Origin of the sequence: Leucothrix pacifica, assembly GCF_003172875.1 — a bacterium.
Lineage (GTDB): Bacteria > Pseudomonadota > Gammaproteobacteria > Thiotrichales > Thiotrichaceae > Leucothrix > Leucothrix pacifica.
The window spans coordinates 55,328-73,753 of the sequence record NZ_QGKM01000043.1; the positions used below are offsets into that span (position 1 = coordinate 55,328).

16 protein-coding genes are annotated in these 18,426 nt (G+C 46.7%); 10 read left to right on the forward strand and 6 right to left on the reverse strand.

Going from position 1 to position 18,426, the window contains the following annotated elements; translation table 11 throughout:
• Nucleotides 1-12: 12 nt before the first annotated feature.
• Nucleotides 13-1,758 carry a sensor histidine kinase gene (locus tag DKW60_RS14500; protein WP_109838381.1) on the forward strand — a complete coding sequence of 582 codons (1,746 nt, stop codon included), beginning with the start codon at nt 13-15 and terminating at the stop codon, nt 1,756-1,758.
• A gap of 16 nt (nt 1,759-1,774) precedes the next feature.
• Here DKW60_RS14500 and DKW60_RS14505 read toward each other — a convergent pair whose 3' ends face one another.
• The 5 genes from DKW60_RS14505 to DKW60_RS14525 form a co-directional block, all read right to left on the reverse strand.
• Nucleotides 1,775-1,990 (reverse strand): DUF6500 family protein, encoded by a 216-nt coding sequence (locus DKW60_RS14505; protein ID WP_109838382.1) that lies wholly within the window; start codon nt 1,988-1,990, stop codon nt 1,775-1,777.
• A gap of 40 nt (nt 1,991-2,030) precedes the next feature.
• On the reverse strand, nt 2,031-2,633 hold the full coding sequence (locus DKW60_RS14510) for a hypothetical protein (protein WP_109838383.1): 603 nt from the start codon (nt 2,631-2,633) through the stop codon (nt 2,031-2,033).
• Nucleotides 2,634-2,831: 198 nt separating this feature from the next.
• Nucleotides 2,832-3,266 (reverse strand): universal stress protein, encoded by a 435-nt coding sequence (locus DKW60_RS14515; protein WP_109838384.1) that lies wholly within the window; start codon nt 3,264-3,266, stop codon nt 2,832-2,834.
• Nucleotides 3,263-5,893, reverse strand: coding sequence for a TRAP transporter permease (locus tag DKW60_RS14520; RefSeq protein ID WP_109838385.1), 2,631 nt, complete (start codon nt 5,891-5,893; stop codon nt 3,263-3,265). The genes DKW60_RS14515 and DKW60_RS14520 overlap by 4 nt, the downstream gene beginning before the upstream one ends.
• Before the next feature lie 116 nt (nt 5,894-6,009).
• On the reverse strand, nt 6,010-6,972 hold the full coding sequence (locus DKW60_RS14525; RefSeq protein WP_109838386.1) for a TAXI family TRAP transporter solute-binding subunit: 963 nt from the start codon (nt 6,970-6,972) through the stop codon (nt 6,010-6,012).
• A gap of 183 nt (nt 6,973-7,155) precedes the next feature.
• On the opposite strand from DKW60_RS14525, the gene DKW60_RS14530 reads away from it, so the two are divergent.
• From DKW60_RS14530 to DKW60_RS24695, 5 genes are all read left to right on the forward strand, one after another.
• Nucleotides 7,156-9,489 carry a cache domain-containing protein gene (locus DKW60_RS14530; protein ID WP_109838387.1) on the forward strand — a complete coding sequence of 778 codons (2,334 nt, stop codon included), beginning with the start codon at nt 7,156-7,158 and terminating at the stop codon, nt 9,487-9,489.
• Nucleotides 9,482-10,111 (forward strand): response regulator transcription factor, encoded by a 630-nt coding sequence (locus DKW60_RS14535; RefSeq protein ID WP_109838388.1) that lies wholly within the window; start codon nt 9,482-9,484, stop codon nt 10,109-10,111. Before DKW60_RS14530 ends, DKW60_RS14535 begins: the two co-directional genes overlap by 8 nt.
• Nucleotides 10,112-10,599: 488 nt before the next feature.
• A complete protein-coding gene (locus DKW60_RS14540; protein WP_181389714.1) occupies nt 10,600-12,279 on the forward strand; it encodes a hypothetical protein in 1,680 nt (559 codons plus the stop codon).
• 174 nt (nt 12,280-12,453) lie between these two features.
• Nucleotides 12,454-13,131 (forward strand): GntR family transcriptional regulator, encoded by a 678-nt coding sequence (locus tag DKW60_RS14545; RefSeq protein WP_109838389.1) that lies wholly within the window; start codon nt 12,454-12,456, stop codon nt 13,129-13,131.
• Nucleotides 13,132-13,278: 147 nt separating this feature from the next.
• Entirely contained in the window at nt 13,279-13,491 is a 213-nt protein-coding gene (locus DKW60_RS24695) for a fumarylacetoacetate hydrolase family protein (protein ID WP_425451349.1), read from the forward strand.
• Between the two features lie 28 nt (nt 13,492-13,519).
• Here DKW60_RS24695 and DKW60_RS14555 read toward each other — a convergent pair whose 3' ends face one another.
• Nucleotides 13,520-13,894 (reverse strand): hypothetical protein, encoded by a 375-nt coding sequence (locus DKW60_RS14555; RefSeq protein WP_109838390.1) that lies wholly within the window; start codon nt 13,892-13,894, stop codon nt 13,520-13,522.
• 90 nt (nt 13,895-13,984) lie between these two features.
• Here DKW60_RS14555 and DKW60_RS14560 point away from each other — a divergent pair, with 90 nt between their 5' ends.
• From DKW60_RS14560 to DKW60_RS14575, 4 genes are all read left to right on the forward strand, one after another.
• Nucleotides 13,985-14,269: a malonyl-CoA decarboxylase domain-containing protein gene (locus tag DKW60_RS14560; protein ID WP_181389715.1), complete on the forward strand. Its 285-nt coding sequence runs from the start codon at nt 13,985-13,987 to the stop codon at nt 14,267-14,269.
• Nucleotides 14,270-14,303: 34 nt separating this feature from the next.
• Nucleotides 14,304-15,887, forward strand: coding sequence for a malonate--CoA ligase (locus DKW60_RS14565; protein ID WP_109838392.1), 1,584 nt, complete (start codon nt 14,304-14,306; stop codon nt 15,885-15,887).
• A 132-nt stretch (nt 15,888-16,019) separates the two neighbouring features.
• A complete protein-coding gene (locus DKW60_RS14570) occupies nt 16,020-16,742 on the forward strand; it encodes a glutamine amidotransferase (RefSeq protein ID WP_109838393.1) in 723 nt (240 codons plus the stop codon).
• Nucleotides 16,743-16,804: 62 nt separating this feature from the next.
• Nucleotides 16,805-18,373: a choice-of-anchor I family protein gene (locus DKW60_RS14575; RefSeq protein ID WP_109838394.1), complete on the forward strand. Its 1,569-nt coding sequence runs from the start codon at nt 16,805-16,807 to the stop codon at nt 18,371-18,373.
• Nucleotides 18,374-18,426: the final 53 nt, after the last annotated feature.

Below are 18,426 nucleotides of genomic sequence, written 5' to 3' on the forward strand. Positions count from 1 at the left end.
CCTATCCTCACTATGCAAGCATTCAAAGACTCCAGAGCACTTCAACTAATCGCTGCATTGACTGTTTTATTGGCGCTGGTCTTGGCGCATCTTTTTTTGCGCGGTTATTATCTTGAACAGCAGTCTGCGCGACAAAATGAGCGTGTTGAAGTGTATCGAAGCTCATTGTTTGCCACATTGAGTCGGCATGATTATTTACCCGGCGTACTCAGCAAGAACGATGCACTGTTTGAAAAAGCCTTTGAGCAACCAGAGCAAGCCAGTGCTGTTTTAGAGTCGGTTCGAAGTGCGTCTCAGGCTGATTTTATCTACATAATGGCGGCAGATGGCACCACTATTGCCTCCAGTAACTGGGACCATGAGGAAAGCTTTGTTGGTGAAAACTATGGCTTCAGACCTTACTTTTCCCGAGCTGTGGAGCAGGGCAGTGGCGACTTTTTCGGAATCGGTGCGACGACCCGTATTGCAGGGTACTTTGTCTCTGCGCGCTATCCTGAGACAGGGCCGGTCAAAGCGGTCACTGCAGTGAAAGTCAACTCATCGACCCTGGATAAAAACTGGAAAGGGAGCGAGGCAGAGGTTTTTGTTTCTGATAAAAATGGCATTGTGATTTTAAGTAGTAGCCCAAAGTGGCGCTATAAATCACTACGCCCCATCACTCAACAGCAGCGCGAAGAAATTCGAAAGCAACGTCAGTTTGGTAATGAAACGCTCGCTCCTCTGGGGCTGAAGGAGTCTGGAGAAGGCCAGTTATTGGTCACGATTCAGAATACACAATACCTGCAAACGACCGCAGATATCGGCAAAATGGGCTGGGAGCTTCACTACCTCGTGCCGTATTCTGTGGTGCAAAGTCAGTTGGTCTCGTTTTGGTCTAAGGCAATTATCATCGCTCTGATGGCGATTGCAGCCTTGCTGTTAATACGCATGATCAATGCCCATAATGCCTTGCGTGATTCCCAAGGTGAGTCCAGTAAACTGCGCGAGTTAAACCGCTCGCTTGAACATGAAATTATTGAGCGTAAACAGGTGGAGGCTGCATTAAGAAAGGCTGAAACCGATCTGCGACGTACCAGTAAGCTCACTGCAATGGGGCAATTATCTGCATCGATTACTCATGAGTTGGGGCAGCCGTTATCGGCGATGCGTACTTACATCGCAAGTCTTGGCGCACATTCCTCACAGGAAACGCAGGATAAAACGCTTGGTAAGCTGACGTCTTTAGTGGAGCGGATGATCTCTATCACGCAACAACTACGCTACTTTGCACGCAGTGGTGATAAGGAAATACGTCGTGTCAATCTACGCGATACCATACAAGGGGCGTTAAATAGTACCCAGCCCGCAATTCAGGCGGCTAATGTGACGCTGGATATTCAGCAGAGTGACAAGCCGGTCAATGTGTTGGCTGGCAGTGTGCGCATGGAGCAGGTACTGGTAAATCTGATCCGTAATGCGCTGGATGCTATGCAGGAAAACCCACCTGAGAAGCCACGACATTTATTGATTCACTTGTCTACTGAGCAAAATCAGGCAGTGTTGACCGTCGAAGACTCTGGCCCTGGCATCAGTGAAGAGGCGCAAAAAATGCTCTACGAGCCGTTTTATAGTACTAAGCCATCGGGGATAGGGATGGGCTTAGGGTTGGCGATATCGACCAATATTATCGCTGAGTTGGAGGGGAGCTTAAGTGCAGAAAACCGTCCGCAAGGTGGAGCGCGGTTTATTGTGAGAGTGCCACTGCTCGAATCAGATTAGAGGCAGCCAAGCTGAATCACTCAGACTCAACCATCGCCTTAATCTTCACTGCCTTTTCAAAATGATCTAATTCATGCGTTTTAATCCACCACTCCGCAGCTTCCATCAAGAGCTCGGGGTCATCATTTTTATTAGCAAAGAAAGCATAGAATGACAGTCCGACATTCGTTCCTTTCTTCTCAATTTTTTCATCACATACGCTGATGATTTTTCGCTTTAAACTGGTTCTCATGGTTTTCTAAGTGGCTTAGCTAAATGGACACACCACAATATCACTCCACGAGTTTCTTATCACGACTTGACTGAGAGTAAATCTGAGAACTGCCTTTTGGTTCAACTGCTTTAGGTGTTTCAGCAGCGTTTTTAACAGGTTTTACTGGCTGGGGTGTTACGCAAGCTTGAATGGCTTTTTCCTGCGCCTCTGTCACGCCATAAGGTTGGAAATCACAAGCGCCAAGGTGCAAGCTCATTCCCGTTTTGTCATCTGACTTCAACAAGAAATTACCGGCCTTCTTATCCTCAGGTAATTTGGCACACCAAGGGCCGGCGCAGGAGGTAGTAATACGCACTTTGGCGTCTTTCACCTCGCGCATCCCGGATTGATCGTTAACCGTTCCGGTGAATAAATAATCTGCGACGGCAGGGCCTTGTCCACCGATGCTGCCTTCATTCTTTTCTTGTGAAATGACTTTGTTTAGTCGTAACTGACCTTTTGCCCACACAGGCTTATCCATGGATTTACAGATTTGAACAGGATCAGGTCGCATACAACTGAGTGCGTGTGCTTGTTGTGTGCTGGTTAATAATCCGATGAGTGACCCACCGATCAATCCGGCAATCATGAATAGTGGCGTATTGAATCGCAGTTGTGTCATAAGTATTTCCTCTGGTGACTCAGAGCCGTCAGTACGGCACCGGGTAATCAAACAAGTCGATTAATGAAACAATCTTAGGGATGAGACTCTGTATAAAGTATAGAGTTCTTAGTGAAACAGGGGGAGGGGATTATTAGAATGTTTACAGAACAGATAATAAACCCAGCAAGGTGAAATCACCTTACCGGGATCAACTACTTAGCGAACAACATACACCGAGCAGGTGGAATGTCGAACCACGCGCGAGGCGTTAGGCCCAAGTAAGTAATCAGCGAAGTCAGGCTTTCGGGCACCACCCACAACGATTAATGAGGACTGAGCAGCCTCGGCGACTTTTAAAATCTCCTGATAGCTCTTTCCGGACGCGACTATGTGACGCGCTTTTTCATTAACTTCATCACCAAGCACTGATGACACCTGCTCATTGAGCTTGCGCTTAGCCTCAGCTAAGATTTTGTGCTGTTGCTCTTCGTTAAAAAAGCCACTCACCAAGCTGGTACCAAAGTCAGGTATGACGGTGATCACATCCAGTTGGGCGTCATCCATCTCAGCCAGTTTTGCTGCTGCTCTTAACGTGTTAGCACCACGATTAGGCTGGCTAATATCGATGGCACAGAGTACTGATTTCTTCATGCTGAAGCCTCCTGATTAGTCGTCGATACCGGCACGATTTTTTCAGCTCTGCGACGCTGTAATAAAGCAACACCCACAAGCGCTAATAATGCAGGAATAAAGACTAACTCTTTAGGTAGTTGTGATGCCGGTGCCGATATGGTTTTAATCTGCACAGGGTCATCACCATAGAAGTCAAAACCTTCGAGTTGCTTCACAAACGGTGAGCTAAATGATGGTTCATCCATTTTCACGATGTCACCTTCCGGTACTAACAGCAGACCTGTATCTGCTAATCGCTCGGTACCACTCTTCTCGTCTTTTACGCTAACAACGATCGTGGTGTCTTTTATCTCACCTGTATCAAAGTCAGGTCCGGAAACAACAACCCGCAAGTCTTGACCAGGTTCTGCGTTCGCTAGAGCCTGTTCAAACTGAGACGCAGCTACCGTTTCAAATGGTGGTTGAATCTTATTCATCACGAAGTCAGGACGGAACAAGGCGAATGCGATCAATACCAGTGCGATGCTTTCATAGATACGACTCTTAGTGATAAACCAGCCCATCGTTCCGGCGGTAAATACCAGGATCGCAATTGAGGAGATCACAAAAATTAAGATGCCTTTTGCAAAGCCTACATCAATCAATAGTAAGTCGGTGTTGAAGATAAACACGAACGGCAAGGCGATTGTTCTAAGTGAATAGAAGAATGCCACAAAACCAGTTTTAATCGCGTCACCACCGGATACAGCAGCCGCCGCAAAACTCGCGAGTCCAACAGGCGGCGTCACATCGGCCATGATTCCAAAGTAGAATACAAACAGATGCACGGCAATTAGCGGCACAATCAAACCTGACTGTGCGCCAAGCTCAACTACAACACCTGCCATTAACGATGACACCACAATGTAGTTCGCAGTGGTCGGTAGCCCCATACCAAGGATCAGACTTAACAAGCCCACCATGACTAACATGAGAATCAAATTTCCACCGGACAAGAACTCAACAAGGTCAGCCATAACTTGACCAACACCAGTTAGCGTCACGGTACCGACGATTACACCCGCAGTTGCAGTCGCCAGACCGATACCGATCATATTGCGTGAGCCGTCAATCATGCCTTCGAGAAGATCGCCAACACCCAGTTTAAAGGCTGAGACCATCTCACTACCGCCACGGAACATCGCCTTAAGAGGACGCTGTGTGAGCAGTATGACGAACAGCAATGCCGTTGCCCAGAATGCCGACAGTCCCGGAGACTTTTGCTCAATCATCAGGAAGTAGACCAGCACCACGATTGGGAGTAGGTAGTAGAGACCTGCTTTATAAATCTCTGCCACTACCGGTAGCTCAACCTTCTCTGCATTAGGGTCATCTGGCTCTAAATCAGGCACTCGTGAGGCAACCCATAGCAGGACAATGTACGCCACACCAACCAGACCAGATAACAGTAGACCAGAGTTTTCAGGGAATGCTGAGGTTATCCATTGCACGGGGTATTTGACCCCATAACACAGCGCGGCGAAACCGATAAAGAACCCGGCCATACCACCAATCGTACGTCCCATCGAAACAACACGGTTGCCCAGTGTTGGCATATTGGTTTTGACCGCTTCTAAGTGAACGATGTAAACCAGTGCGATATAGGAAATAGCCGCAGGCAGGAAGGCGTGTGTGATAACTTCCAGATAGGAAATCCCCACGTATTCAACCATCAGGAAGGCCGCTGCTCCCATTACCGGAGGCATAATTTGTCCGTTAACGGAACTGGCCACCTCCACAGCGCCGGCTTTTTCGGAGGTAAAGCCCACCCGTTTCATTAGCGGTATGGTAAAGGTACCGGTGGTGACCACGTTTGCGATGGATGATCCTGAGATCAGTCCTGTCGCTGCAGAACCCACAACTGCCGCTTTTGCCGGACCACCGCGCAGGTGTCCCAGTGCGCCAAACGCCATCTTAATGAAGTAGTTACCGGCCCCTGCTTTATCAAGCAATGCACCAAATAATACGAATAGGAATACAAACTTGGTCGATACCCCGAGTGCAATACCGAATACACCTTCAGAAGTGATCCACATATGACTCATGGCTTTCTTCAGTGACGCGCCTTTCCAGCGAATGACATCGGGTACCCACTCTGATGAACCAAAGAATACATAGGCTAAGAAGATCGTGGCAATGATCGCCATCGCCGGGCCCAGTGCTCGACGAGCCGCTTCAAACAGGAGCAGTAGACCAGCGAGCGCGACCCATTTATCAACATCATCAGCTAAACCACCTGAGGCAACAATCTTTTCATAAAAGATGAAACCGTAGAGCGCAATAAAAGAGCCGGCAAATGCCATGATCCAGTCCGCAATGGGAATGTAATGACGAGGACTTGATTTGAGTGCGGGGTAAGCCATGAAGGCCAGGAATATTGCGAATGCTAAGTGAATCTGGCGAGAGTTGTTGATGAGATCGCCGGGTAAAATATTGTTAGACAGTGGTGATGCGAGAATGATTTGGAATACTGCCCAGATGATCGCGACAATTGCTAAAAATGTTCCTATTGAGCCTTTGGGTGATCTGGAACCCGTGTCGGAGGCAGCGACCAGTTCCTGGAGTTCCTCTTCGCTCAACGCATTATCTTTGGGACTAACAGACATAGTTCTCTCCCTTGAAATAGCTAGAATTTAATAACCAATATGACCTTTCAAATTATTAAATGAGAAAAAATTAAGGGGCACCGATAGCGCCCCTTAATCTCGTAGGGGATGTTTCTTTACTCGATCAAACCAGCTTCTTTGTAGTACTTAGCAGCACCTGCGTGTAGCGGTGCAGAAAGACTAGCTGTCGCCATGTTCTTTGGCTCCAGGTTAGCAAATGCCGGGTGTAGCTTTTTAAATGCGTCGATGTTTTCCATGACCGACTTAACAACTGTGTATACCGCTTCTTCAGAAACGTCAGCAGACGTTACGAAGGTTGCACCAACACCAAATGTCTGTGTGTCTTCATCACTACCACGGTACATTTTGCCCGGAATAGTCGCTGTACGGTAGAACGGGTTATCATCAACCAGCTTAGTGACCGCATCGCCGTCAACTGTCACTAGTACAGAATCACAAGCAGTCGTTGCTTCCTGAATAGAACCTGATGGATGACCAACCGTGTAAACCATTGCGTCGATTTGGTTATCACATAGCGCAGCAGACTGCTCAGCAGGCTTTAACTCTGTCGCTAGTTTAAAGTCATCTGTTGTCATGCCTTTAGCTTCAAGCAGTACTTCCATAGTTCCACGCTGGCCTGAACCAGGGTTACCGATGTTGACTCGCTTACCTTTCAGGTCATCAAAGTTTTTGATGCCTGCATCCGCACGTGCAACGACTGTGAACGGCTCTGGGTGAACAGAGAATACAGAGCGCAGCTTTTCAAACTTACCTGCATCTTTAAACTTAGAAGTACCGTTGTATGCGTGATACTGCCAGTCAGACTGTGCCACACCGAACTCTAGCTCGCCTTCGCGGATTGTGTTGATGTTGTAGACTGATCCACCTGTTGACTCAACAGAACAGCGGATACCGTGTTCCTTACGGCCCTTGTTGACTAAGCGGCAAATTGCACCACCTGTAGGGTAGTAAACACCAGTTACACCACCAGTACCGATAGTAATAAATTCTTCTGCATGTACAGCAGCGGGTGCTGCAACAGCAAGTGTTAGCAATGAAGCTGAAAGAATCTTTAGCATTGTTATCTCCACCTTTAGTTAAATGTTAGTAAGGTTATTGCGCCTATACCTTTTATCATAATTACATCCACTATTACTAATTACTATGCGCGTTTGCACTTAGGTAATGACGCGTATTTACCATGATTGTAATTAAGCGGATAATTGATAATGATGCGCTATTGTTTTTATTGAGATCACTGAATGAAGCTTTCTTTGGGTGTCATACTGGCAATCTACCTGACCGGACTTCAGTTGATTGCCGTCATATCAGTTGTACTCATCTCTTATGTCTCTTCTGAGAACGTATTGATCGATCACACTCGCTCACTATTAAGCGATACGGGTCATAATGTCATCGATCATTCCAAAGACTTTCTTGAGCCTGCCAGAAGCGCTGCTGAGCTGGCAAAGCGACTGACTGAAACAGATATCGTTGATCGTGAAAACGCTGATAGTTTAGAAAAACTCCTTTTCCAGCAATTGAAAACGACCTCACAGTTTTCCGGCATGTTCTACGGTGATGAGTCGGGCAATTTCGTGTATGTGATGCGCAGCGATGATGTCGCCGAGTACCGGACAAAAGTGGTGCGTACTTTTGCAACGGGACAGGAGGCCTCATTTGTTTGGCGAGACCCTGATTACAACGTAGTGGAGCGTGAGGTTGACCCACTAGACGTCTTCGACCCAAGAACGCGTCCCTGGTATCGCAGCGCTAAAGAAAGCAAAGACTTCATCTGGACAGACCCTTACATCTTCTTCTCATCGCAAAAGCCCGGCATCACCGCTGCAGTACCTGTCATGGAAGGTGATGGCACGGTCAGTGGCGTATTTGGTGTAGACATTGAAATCGAAGCGCTGTCTGACTTCTTAGCCCAGCTTAAAATTGGTCAAAACGGCGTGGCGATGATCCTTACCAGACAGGGTAATGTCATTGCGCACCCTAATTCTGAATTGATCAAGGTAAAGAACAAAGAAGACACCCTTGAGTTTGTCAATATCACAGATATCAATGATGAGATCGTGCAGGCTGCTTTTGGTGAGCTGGCTCAGTCCGGCATTGCCTCGCTTGGGCAGGAGGCGCAGTCAGAGTTTGAGCATGATGGTTATGGTTATGTTTCCACCGTGATACCCGCTTATAACCAAGAACTACCTTGGGCTATTGCCATTTACGCACCGACTGAGGACTTTATTGGTGGCATAAAAGCCAATCGAATTCGTAATATCTGGATTGCGGTATTTATTGCCCTGATTACGGGATTGATTGGACTGAAAGTGGCTGACCGAATCAATCGGCCGGTACGTGATTTTGCGTCATTGGCGGTATTGTTATCCAGCGGTGAGGTGTCTACCTCTGACGATATTCCGGAGACTTATCGCGAATTAAAGCAAGCCAGCCAGACACTTTTAAATGAAGTAGTGCAGCGCAAAGCGTTCGAGCGTGAGTACGGCGTGACTTTCGACTTAGCATCACGTGGGATGGCGCAAATTTCCCCAAATACCGGGCGCTTCATTCGCACCAATGCACATTTCAATGATATTTTGGGCTTTACTGCCAAAGAAATGCAGGGTATGAAGTTCTCCGATATCTTGCACCCGGATGATACGGACACTTACATATCATTCCAGTACGCGGTACATAAAAACGTTGAGTACAATCAGGAGCGTCGATACCTACGCAAAGATGGCACTATTGCCTGGTTGCGGGTGAATGCGATTTTGATTCGTGATGAGGATGGTAAGCCGCTGCACACCGTTGCCACTATCGATGATGTAACCTCACTCAAACTCTCAGAAGAGAAAATCAATGAGCTTAGTCGTGAGTTATCGCACTTCTCGCGCATTAATATGATGGGGCAAATGGCAACTGGTTTGGCGCATGAGTTGAACCAGCCGCTGACGGCGATTACGCAAAACGCAGATGCAGCACTTCTGACCGTTTCACAAAGTGCCAACCCCGATCCTGAACTGATTGAAATTCTGGAGGAGATGGAAGAGCAGGCACATCGTGGTGCGGACATTATTCGTGCATTGCGTGGTTTCATTCGCAAAGAAAAGGGGGATAGCGGTGCGTATGATCTCAACGAGTTAATCGAACAGACCTTATGTTTAGTCCACCCCGAAGCCAGTGTGCGAGGGATTAATATTTTGTTCAAAGCTCAGGCATTGCCAAATGCTATAGGTAGTCGCGTGCAGGTTGCGCAGGTCATTGTGAATCTGCTGAGAAACGCCATAGAGGCGATTGTCGTTGCGGAGCTACCAACGAAGCGCATAGAGGTTAGAGCGGAAGCAAATAACGGTATGATAAAAGTCGCGGTAGAGGATACCGGATGTGGTGTTGATCCGGATATCGACCTATTCACGCAGTTTGAAACCAGTAAGCAGGATGGAATGGGCTTGGGCTTGGCTTTCAGTCGTTCTATTATTGAGGCGAATGGTGGAAAATTATGGTGCGAGCCGGAGACGGAACATAGTACGAAGTTCTGTTTTACGTTACCTGTTTTATCTATGAAGCAGTTGGAGAATGATAATGCCTGATGAGCAGAATTTGACGGTATTTGTGATAGACGACGATGACGATATTCGCTCGTCACTGTCCCGTGCCCTGGGTATACGTGGGTATCTGGTTGAGACATTTTCTTCTGCGCGTCAATTTCTTGATGAGTACGATAAAAATAAGTTGGGTTGCGTCATTTTGGATTATGGTATGCCGGATATGAATGGCTTGGAATTGCAGCAACATATGAAGCAGCAGGCTATCGATTTACCGATTATTTTTATTACAGGGCACGGCGGCATACCTGAGTCTGTTCGGGCGATTAAAGAGGGTGCGGTCGACTTTTTGGAGAAACCATTTCGCCAGAAAACCTTGGTTAATTGCATTGAAACGGCGTTTGGTACCTTGTTGGAAGTACAGCAATTGCAACAAAGCTACAGGCAACTGCAGAATAACTTTGACCGCTTGACCAATCGCGAGAAAGAAGTGGCGCAGTTTATTGTGTTAAATCCGTCCAGTACGTCGAGTAAAGATATTGGTCGTCATTTGGAAATCAGCCCACGTACCGTTGATCACCACAGAGCACGAGTGCTGGAAAAAATGGGGATGACATCGGTGACTGAGTTGGTGGACCAGTGTGTTAAAGCCGGGTTGTTTTTGTAGCCACCTCACCCCCCTAAGCATTCCGGCTTAGAAATAATTGCCATCACATATGGTTTGTCCACCTGTCCGATAGTTATTCAACTGTCGGATAAATATTCTCTATTCCATTGATTTGTGTTTTCGTTATCTGTAGACGAGGAATGCAAGAGGGGCGTCGAATTCTAAGATCTTTTTCCTAAACTGAACCGCTGCTTTCCAGATCGGGAAAACCATTTTAAATACCCCGATATTGGCAAAAATAATTAACATGCCGTTCATCGGGAAAACGGAGAATACTATTCAACTTCTAACGAAATGAATAAAAATAAAAGTTCAGAAGAGTAATAAAAACAGCCACATAACTGATAGTTAATGGCTATAAAACAAAAATAATAACGCTAATAAAAAACTGACTGTGCGTGTGTTCGGAGCACTAAAGCAAACCCGGATTAACAAGACTTGATCTTAGGATGCGCCACAGTTAAAGCTAGTTCGGGGACTAGTATCACATGTATAAAAAATTCATTATTACCTTACTCCTGTGTGTCACATCCAGTGTAACTACCGTGTCTGCTGCCAACAAAACAGCTTCTATCGGTATCAATACCAATGAAGCGATGGATCTTGGAACCAGTATTCCATTTGTTGACCTTTTCAAGTTGTCCTTACCGTTTGAAGAGGCCCGACCTTGGTTAACTAAGGGGAAAATTACCTATGATGCTAATGGCTGGCCAAAAGCGTTGAATAATGGAATAGCGGGGACACGCTTCGCCAGCCACATTCCTGTAAAGGCGTTGCCTACTGGTGACTATACGGTTCTCTACGATGGTGAGGGCGTTCTGCAATATGGTGTCAGTGCAAAATTAGTTAGTCGCTCCAAAGGCAAAGACATTATTCGTTTGGTACCTACCAAAAAAGGCGACATTAGCGCAACCATCAGCATTGTGAAGAGTAATCCGAGTAACTACCTACGCAATATTAAAATCCTGATGCCAGGTGGCGTATGTCACCGAAATGTATTTAAGCGCGTGAATAACGCGAATGAATGCGGTGGTAAGCAATACCTGTCATTTGCTAAGTATCATAAAGAGCTAACGTTTAACCCTGACTACCTGACCTTTATGAAAGACTTTAAGGTGCTGCGATTTATGAATATGTCAGGCATCACACGGAACCTGATGAGTTCATGGAATGAACGTGCAAAGCCTGAGGACGCTACTTGGGCGGGTGTCGAGGGTGTGCGTGGTGTGCCATTAGAGATCATGGTTGAGTTGGCCAATGTATTGAAAAGCGATGCATGGTTTACTTTGCCTCACAAAGCAGATAACTACTTTATTCATAAATACGCCCAATACGTTCACGAGAACCTGAAGCCGGGCCTTAAAGCTTACGTTGAGTACACCAACGAAGCGTGGAATGGTATTTTCCCGCAGGCGCATTATATGAAAGATAAGGGTCAGGCGATGAGACTAGACCCTAACCGAGACTATGCGGGTTATAAGTATTACTCGAAACGCAGTGTTGAGATCTTCAAGATTTGGGAGAAGATCTATGGCAGTACAGATCGTCTGGTCCGGGTAATGGGCGGAATGACAGGTAATCTACGTTTGACCAAAATGATGCTGAATCACCAAGAGGCTTATCTGCACACGGATGCCTTGGCAATCGCGCCTTATTTTTACGCGTCACAGCCTGATACGAAACGCTTAAGAAGTGTGGACGCTGTTTTTAAAATACTTGAAGACCCTAACAATCCATACTCCATCAAAAACGTTCTGAGTTCGGTGAAGAACCAAGCCGAGCTAGCTGAACGTTATGGTGTTGACCTAGTGGCTTACGAAGGTGGACAGCATTTAGTGGCTTACAAGACTCATACCATGACCGAAGGTCCAAACCCATATTTGATAGAGGCGAACCGTGACCCTCGAATGGCTCAGCTGTACTTTCAGTTCTTGCGTGGCTGGAAACAAGCCGGTGGAAAACTATTCATCGCATTTTCAGCGCCTCGACAACACTCATGGTTTGGTAGCTGGGGTATTAAAGAATACATAACGCAGCCAGCGCATGAAGCGCCAAAATATCGAGCGCTGATGCATTTTTCTAAATTGAATCGTTGCTGGTGGAAAGGGTGCTCAAACTATGGGCCGATTGTCCGACACGGAAAACCGATTCAGGTGGCTGCTCAATAAGATTAATAACTGATGTTACGCATTAGAGACTAAAATAGATATTTGTATTAATTTGGGAAAAATATCGATATTGTAGTATGTTAAACATTATAAGCATTAGAAAATTTAGAAATAAAAAGACCTAAGTGGTATTTTGAGCCCCGAATTATCTTACGACTAGAGAATAACGCCCTTATGCCTGAAACAATCGTCTCCGAGACTGGGTCATCACTGACCACTCAAGCCTTTCGGACCATCTACTCGATGATCATCCGTGGCGACCTAAAGCCTGGTGAAAAGCTAAAAATCGAGAGTTTGCGCAATACGTTGGGTGTAGGTGCTAGTCCACTGCGTGAGGCGCTAAGTCTTCTCACCGCAGAGCAGTTAATCGAGCGAATCGATCAACGTGGTTTCAGAGTTTCTCACATTAATTCCGAAGCTTTTGATGAGCTATTAAAGACCCGCTGCTGGCTCGAGGAGCTTGCCCTGCGCGAGTCTATAAGAACAAATGATACAGAGTGGGAGGAGCGCGTATTATTGGCTCACCACCGCCTCAAGCGGCCACCTCGCACATTAGAGGATGGTACGCTTAACTCAGAGTGGGAAGAAAACCACAAGGCGTTTCACATGAGTCTGTTATCGGCGTGTGGCTCCTCGATACTGCTCAAAATCTGCGACCAGCTTTACGACCAGAACATCCGCTATCGCAATGTCTCCGGCATTTATGTTACCGCCGAGCGTAAGGTTGGCGATGAGCACAGTGCGATTCTCGACTATGTGTTAAAAGGCGATGAAGACAAAGCGGTGGACGAGCTAATTCACCACTATCGTAAAACCGGCAAGCTCTTATCTGATTTCCTGAAGAAGCAATAACTATACCTTCGCTTTTCTAACTTAAAATATCGATATTATTATATTTAAGCAATAACATCGATTATTTTCGATGACTTCATTGTTTATAAATAATGAGAGTGGGGTCATCATGAGATTAGTGTCTTTTTCACGCGAAGGTCGAGCCGTATCGGCCGTAATTACGCGGCACATGTAAAAGAGGGCGGTGTTGAGCCACCGACATATCCTGAATTTTTCTATCGTGGCGCAACCTCTCTTATTGCTCATAACGCACCAATCATTCGCCCGAAGTGCTCAGATGGTCTACGCATTCAGGCCCGTCTTAATGGCGAAGTAATGCGGATTGGTGTGTTGAGTAATCCGGAGGTGGATGAGGTTTGATTTGTTGGGTGTCGCCCATTTTGTATAACTAACGACGCAATGTTTCTGATAAGTAGAAGCTTTCATTAGGCTGGTAGTCCTGCAAGAAGGTAATGTCATAGCCAACAGGGTGACACGCCTCTAAGGGTTGGTCGATATAGTCAAGAATGTCGCGACTGTCAGCCGACAATGGAATATAGTTGGGGTATATGTCGCGATCACTCCCAGCACCTTCAGTAAGTGGCCGGTAAGCTCTGGCGGGGCCACTTCCTTCAGCGATAATCTTATTACCGTCAATGAGTTGCCTGAGCCAGCGCTGTGCGGTGCGGCGGTTTAGGTCGGGGTAAATCTCCAGAATCTGCCCTAGCGAAATCGAGTTTTCCGCCTCTTGGATGCTTTGTAATAACTCGTTTACCGTTGTCATATCTGTCACTATTTATTAACTGCCGTGTCACTATTATGTCGCAATAGCAAAAATAGTGACATCTAAAGTGCCACACTACCATATCCGCTGGTGTTGACCTCAAGCCCCCCTAAGTTATATAGGTATTTACTATTATCGACACGTTCACCACGCGGTGAAGCATCTGATCCGGTGTCACGCTTTCATCTTGGCAACGGCGCACGACTTGAAAATATTCATACGCAGGCAGATATCTCAGACAACGGCCTGGACAATGCTTGGGTTTGCATGGTGAATTATCAGTATGTGGTGCGAGATATCGAGAAAAACCACGAAGCTTATGTGAACGGTGATGAGGTAATTGCTTTATCGGCGCTGCAAGGTCTGCTGAAGTAAGTCGGCAGTCCCATTCTATTTAAGGAAATAGACTATGTACGATCAAAATTACTTAGCCAACCATCTACGAGCCTCATCTGTTGGGCAGAGTGAGCGTCGGTTTGCCAAAAAGCCGGATGGCAGCAAAGTGTCTTATCAGGCTTTCTTTGGGGGCGCTGAGGCACTGGCAAAAGTACTGATAAGGAAAGGCGTAAAACCCAATGATCGCGTTGCGGTGCAGGTTGATAAGTCGGTTGAAGTGTTGCAGTTATACGTGGCGACGGTATTAGCCGGTGGTGTGTTTTTGCCTCTGAACACCGCTTATACCGCAGCAGAAGTCAGTTATTTTGTTGAAGATGCGTCACCAGTTGTATTTGTGTGTGGCTCAGAGACTCTAGCGGAGTTGGAACCGATTGCGAAAGACTTGGGTGTATTGGCGGTTGAGACCTTAGATGGCGATGGCTCGGGGTCGCTGACTGCGGCAGCACAAACGATGGATATTGCAGACTTTGAAGCGGTTGCTCGTGGTGAAGATGACTTGGCTGCATTCCTGTATACCTCCGGTACTACCGGACGTTCCAAAGGGGCGATGCTAACGCATAAAAACCTCTGGAGTAATGCTTCCACCTTAAAAGATTATTGGTCATTTACTCAGAATGATGTGCTGATTCATGTCTTGCCAATTTTCCACACACACGGTTTATTCGTCGCGATTAACACCACATTAGCAGCAGGCTCATCGCTGATCTTTATGCCAGCGTTTAATGCGGACAAGATTATTGATGCACTGCCCGAGGCCACCGTGCTAATGGGTGTTCCAACCTTCTATGTGCGCCTGCTGAGTCATGAGGGCCTTTCCCGTGATAGCGTTAAAAATATGCGCTTATTTGTGTCAGGTTCCGCGCCTTTATTAGCCGAGACGCATGTCAAATGGCAGGAGCAAACCGGCACTGCGATTCTGGAACGCTACGGCATGACCGAAACCAATATGAACACCTCCAATCCTTATGGCGGTGACCGTCGTCCCGGAACCGTGGGCTATCCATTGCCCGGTGTTGAAGTGAAAATCACTGATCCAGCCAGCGGTGAGGAGTTGCCAAACGGTGAAGTAGGCTCTATCGAAGTGCGTGGCCCGAATGTATTCAAAGGCTACTGGAATATGCCGGAGAAAACCAAGGAGGAGCTGCGCGAAAATGGCTTCTTTATTACCGGTGACCTCGGCATGATCGATGAGCGCGGTTATGTGTCGATTATCGGTCGTTCCAAAGATTTAATTATTACCGGTGGCTACAACGTTTATCCCAAAGAAATCGAGCTGTTGATTGATGATTTGGAGGGCGTGGTTGAGTCGGCGGTGATTGGTTTGCCACATGCTGATTTTGGTGAAGCGGTGACGGCGGTTATCGTTCCCGAGTCAGATGCAACACTGACTGAGGCTGAGATAAAAGCGGCACTAGCGGCTGACATTGCCAAATTCAAGCAGCCAAAGCAGGTGTTCTTTGTCGATGAATTACCGCGAAACACAATGGGTAAAGTTCAGAAAAATGTATTGAGAGATACCTATTCGGAAACACCCAGTGATGCCTTTGTTGATGATTTTATTGGCGGGGCAGGTCCGGTGTTACTGCCAAAAGCCTAAACTGCTTATATCAATTGCATGCATCGAATATAAGCGAATATGCTTGCCTCGTGTCTGATACTAAGCCATGTCAGGTGTTACTGAACTGGCACATCTCAGCTGCCTAATAAGAATACATCAGAGTAAAAAACCATGCTGCCCATCCTGTTAATTAAAACCGGAGATACCTATCCGGAGATCAAGTCTGTCCATGGTGATTTTGAGTCGATGATTGCTGCGTGTGTGCCGGAGAGTGGCCCGGAAATTGTTGTTTACGATGCGCGGGAAGCGTCTGATCTTCCTGTGTTATCGGATTATATCGGGGTTATTATTACCGGATCGCATTCAATGGTTACTGAGAAAGAACCTTGGAGCGAGCATCTGTTGCCGTTTATTCGTCAGATGTTTCAGGTGGAGATACCGGTGTTTGGCATTTGTTATGGGCATCAGCTGATCAGCAAAGCCATGGGCGGCAGTGTTGCGTATCACAAACAAGGTATTCAGGCAGGCACCGTAGCTATTGCATTGACTGACGAGGCACAGTATGACCCGATTTTTAGCCAACTACCTCGGACCTTTTCCGGCAATGTTGGTCATTCTCAGTCAGTCATTGAATTGCCTGAAGTTGCGACTTTATTAGCGTCAAATCATCATGAATCTCATGAAGCGATACGCCTTGGAAAAGTGATGTGGGGTGTGCAATTTCATCCTGAATTTACGCAGTCGATTACACGTCAATACATCGGGCTATCGCAAGCGGCTATTGGTGCGACTGATCAGAATGTCGAGACCTTGATTAGTGAGTGTGGTGAAACGCCAGAGAGTCGGAGTTTGATTGAGCGATTTGTGAATTTTGCGATTTCTCGGGCGCTTTAATTCAATTGTCATATTGGTCCTGTAGTGTCACTTGGAATTTTTATTAACCGAAAGTGATTGTTATGGGCCTGAATAAAAAGTGTTTGTTCGTTTCTCCGCTAATCCTGTCGTCTTTGTTAGTGGGTTGTAATATTTTTGACGACGATGATGATGAACCAAAGAAGGTGACGCCAGTATCCATCGCCTCTGTCACAACGCTGGATTTCTCATCATTCAATGCCAATGAAGCGGCATTGGAAGCTAGCGGTTTGCGTGTATTTGGCCCTGATATGACAACAGGTGGGGACGCAACATTAGCGGCTGATCTGGAGCCAGAGTATGTGACTGTATCTGCTGATGGAAGCATGGCCTGGGTTTCTCTTCAGGAAAACAACGGCATTGCAAAAGTGGATCTGGTGAATAAAACCATCACCGATATTTATGGCTTGGGATTTAAAGATCATGGTGTTGCTGGTAATGAGCTGGACGCCAGTGATGAAGATGATGACGCGGTGGTTCTTCGTACCTTCGCAAACCTCAAAGGTATGTACCAGCCAGATGGTATTGCCAGTTTTGAAGAAGACGGTGTGACTTATATCGTGTCTGCTAATGAGGGCGATGGTCGAGAGTATGATGGCTTTGAAGAGGAAAGTCGGGTAGAAGACCTGACACTGGATGCTACTGCATTTCCTGATGCCGCAACCTTACAAGATGAGACGCAACTAGGACGCCTGAAAGTAACTATGAATCTGGATACTGCAACGGCCAGCAGCAATTTTAGTGAACTTCATACCTACGGTGCACGCTCATTTAGTATCTGGAATGGCGATAGTGGTGAGCTGGTTTATGACAGTGGTGCTGATTTAGCGATCCAGACTAATAGCGCTGGTCTTTATCCTGATGGTCGTAGCGATGCAAAAGGTACTGAGCCAGAGAATGTTGCCATCGGTATGGTCGGTGAAAAACGCTTAGCTTTTATCGGGCTTGAGCGTGCAAATGCTGTCGCTATCTATGACCTGACGGACATGGATAACATCGAATTCTTACAATTGGTGTCAGATGCCGAAGACATCGGGCCTGAAGGCATTTTATTCATTAGTGCTGCTGACAGTGCCACCGCGCGTGCTCTGCTAGTCGTGTCTAATGAAGTGAGTGGTAGTATTACTGTTTACGAAGCTAATGCGTCAGGATCGTTTAGTCAGCTAAGTCGTTTAGTGTTGGATGGCGGTGAAGGTGCTGCTGAGATCAGTGCTTATGACCGTTTGAATCAGCAATTATTTGTCGTGAACAACGGCGAAGACTTGGATGACCCTCGTGTTGATGTGATCGACTTTAGTGAGCCCGCTACTTTGAGTGCGCCGGTTAGTAGCATAGATATCAGTGCATACGGTGGTGGTGTTAATTCGGTGGCGGTATCCAACGGCGTATTGGCCACTGCAATCGAAGGGACTGCAAAGACTGATGATGGTGTCGTTGCAATTTTTGATGCGAAAACATTTGAGTTTCTGGATAAGGTAACAGTAGGAGCTTTACCGGATATGGTGACGTTTACACCAGATGGCAAAACCATTATTACTGCTGATGAAGGTGAGCCAAACTCAGATTACTCAGTGGACCCAATGGGTAGTGTGTCCATAGTTACTCTGAACTGATTGGTCAACACTTTCTGAATAACCATCTGCCACACGATTGCTGATGTGGCAGA

Excerpts from the sequence above, each read along its gene's own strand:
- DKW60_RS14510 (WP_109838383.1), bottom strand. The coding sequence starts at position 2,633 with ATGACACAACTGCGATTCAATACGCCACTATTCATGATTGCCGGATTG.
- DKW60_RS14525 (WP_109838386.1), bottom strand. The coding sequence starts at position 6,972 with ATGCTAAAGATTCTTTCAGCTTCATTGCTAACACTTGCTGTTGCAGCA.
- DKW60_RS14515 (WP_109838384.1), bottom strand. The coding sequence starts at position 3,266 with ATGAAGAAATCAGTACTCTGTGCCATCGATATTAGCCAGCCTAATCGT.
- DKW60_RS14575 (WP_109838394.1), top strand. The coding sequence starts at position 16,805 with ATGGGCCTGAATAAAAAGTGTTTGTTCGTTTCTCCGCTAATCCTGTCG.
- DKW60_RS14565 (WP_109838392.1), top strand. The coding sequence starts at position 14,304 with ATGTACGATCAAAATTACTTAGCCAACCATCTACGAGCCTCATCTGTT.
- DKW60_RS14545 (WP_109838389.1), top strand. The coding sequence starts at position 12,454 with ATGCCTGAAACAATCGTCTCCGAGACTGGGTCATCACTGACCACTCAA.
- DKW60_RS14570 (WP_109838393.1), top strand. The coding sequence starts at position 16,020 with ATGCTGCCCATCCTGTTAATTAAAACCGGAGATACCTATCCGGAGATC.
- DKW60_RS14530 (WP_109838387.1), top strand. The coding sequence starts at position 7,156 with ATGAAGCTTTCTTTGGGTGTCATACTGGCAATCTACCTGACCGGACTT.
- DKW60_RS14540 (WP_181389714.1), top strand. The coding sequence starts at position 10,600 with ATGTATAAAAAATTCATTATTACCTTACTCCTGTGTGTCACATCCAGT.
- DKW60_RS14555 (WP_109838390.1), bottom strand. The coding sequence starts at position 13,894 with ATGACAACGGTAAACGAGTTATTACAAAGCATCCAAGAGGCGGAAAAC.
- DKW60_RS14535 (WP_109838388.1), top strand. The coding sequence starts at position 9,482 with ATGCCTGATGAGCAGAATTTGACGGTATTTGTGATAGACGACGATGAC.
- DKW60_RS14505 (WP_109838382.1), bottom strand. The coding sequence starts at position 1,990 with ATGAGAACCAGTTTAAAGCGAAAAATCATCAGCGTATGTGATGAAAAA.
- DKW60_RS14520 (WP_109838385.1), bottom strand. The coding sequence starts at position 5,893 with ATGTCTGTTAGTCCCAAAGATAATGCGTTGAGCGAAGAGGAACTCCAG.
- DKW60_RS14500 (WP_109838381.1), top strand. The coding sequence starts at position 13 with ATGCAAGCATTCAAAGACTCCAGAGCACTTCAACTAATCGCTGCATTG.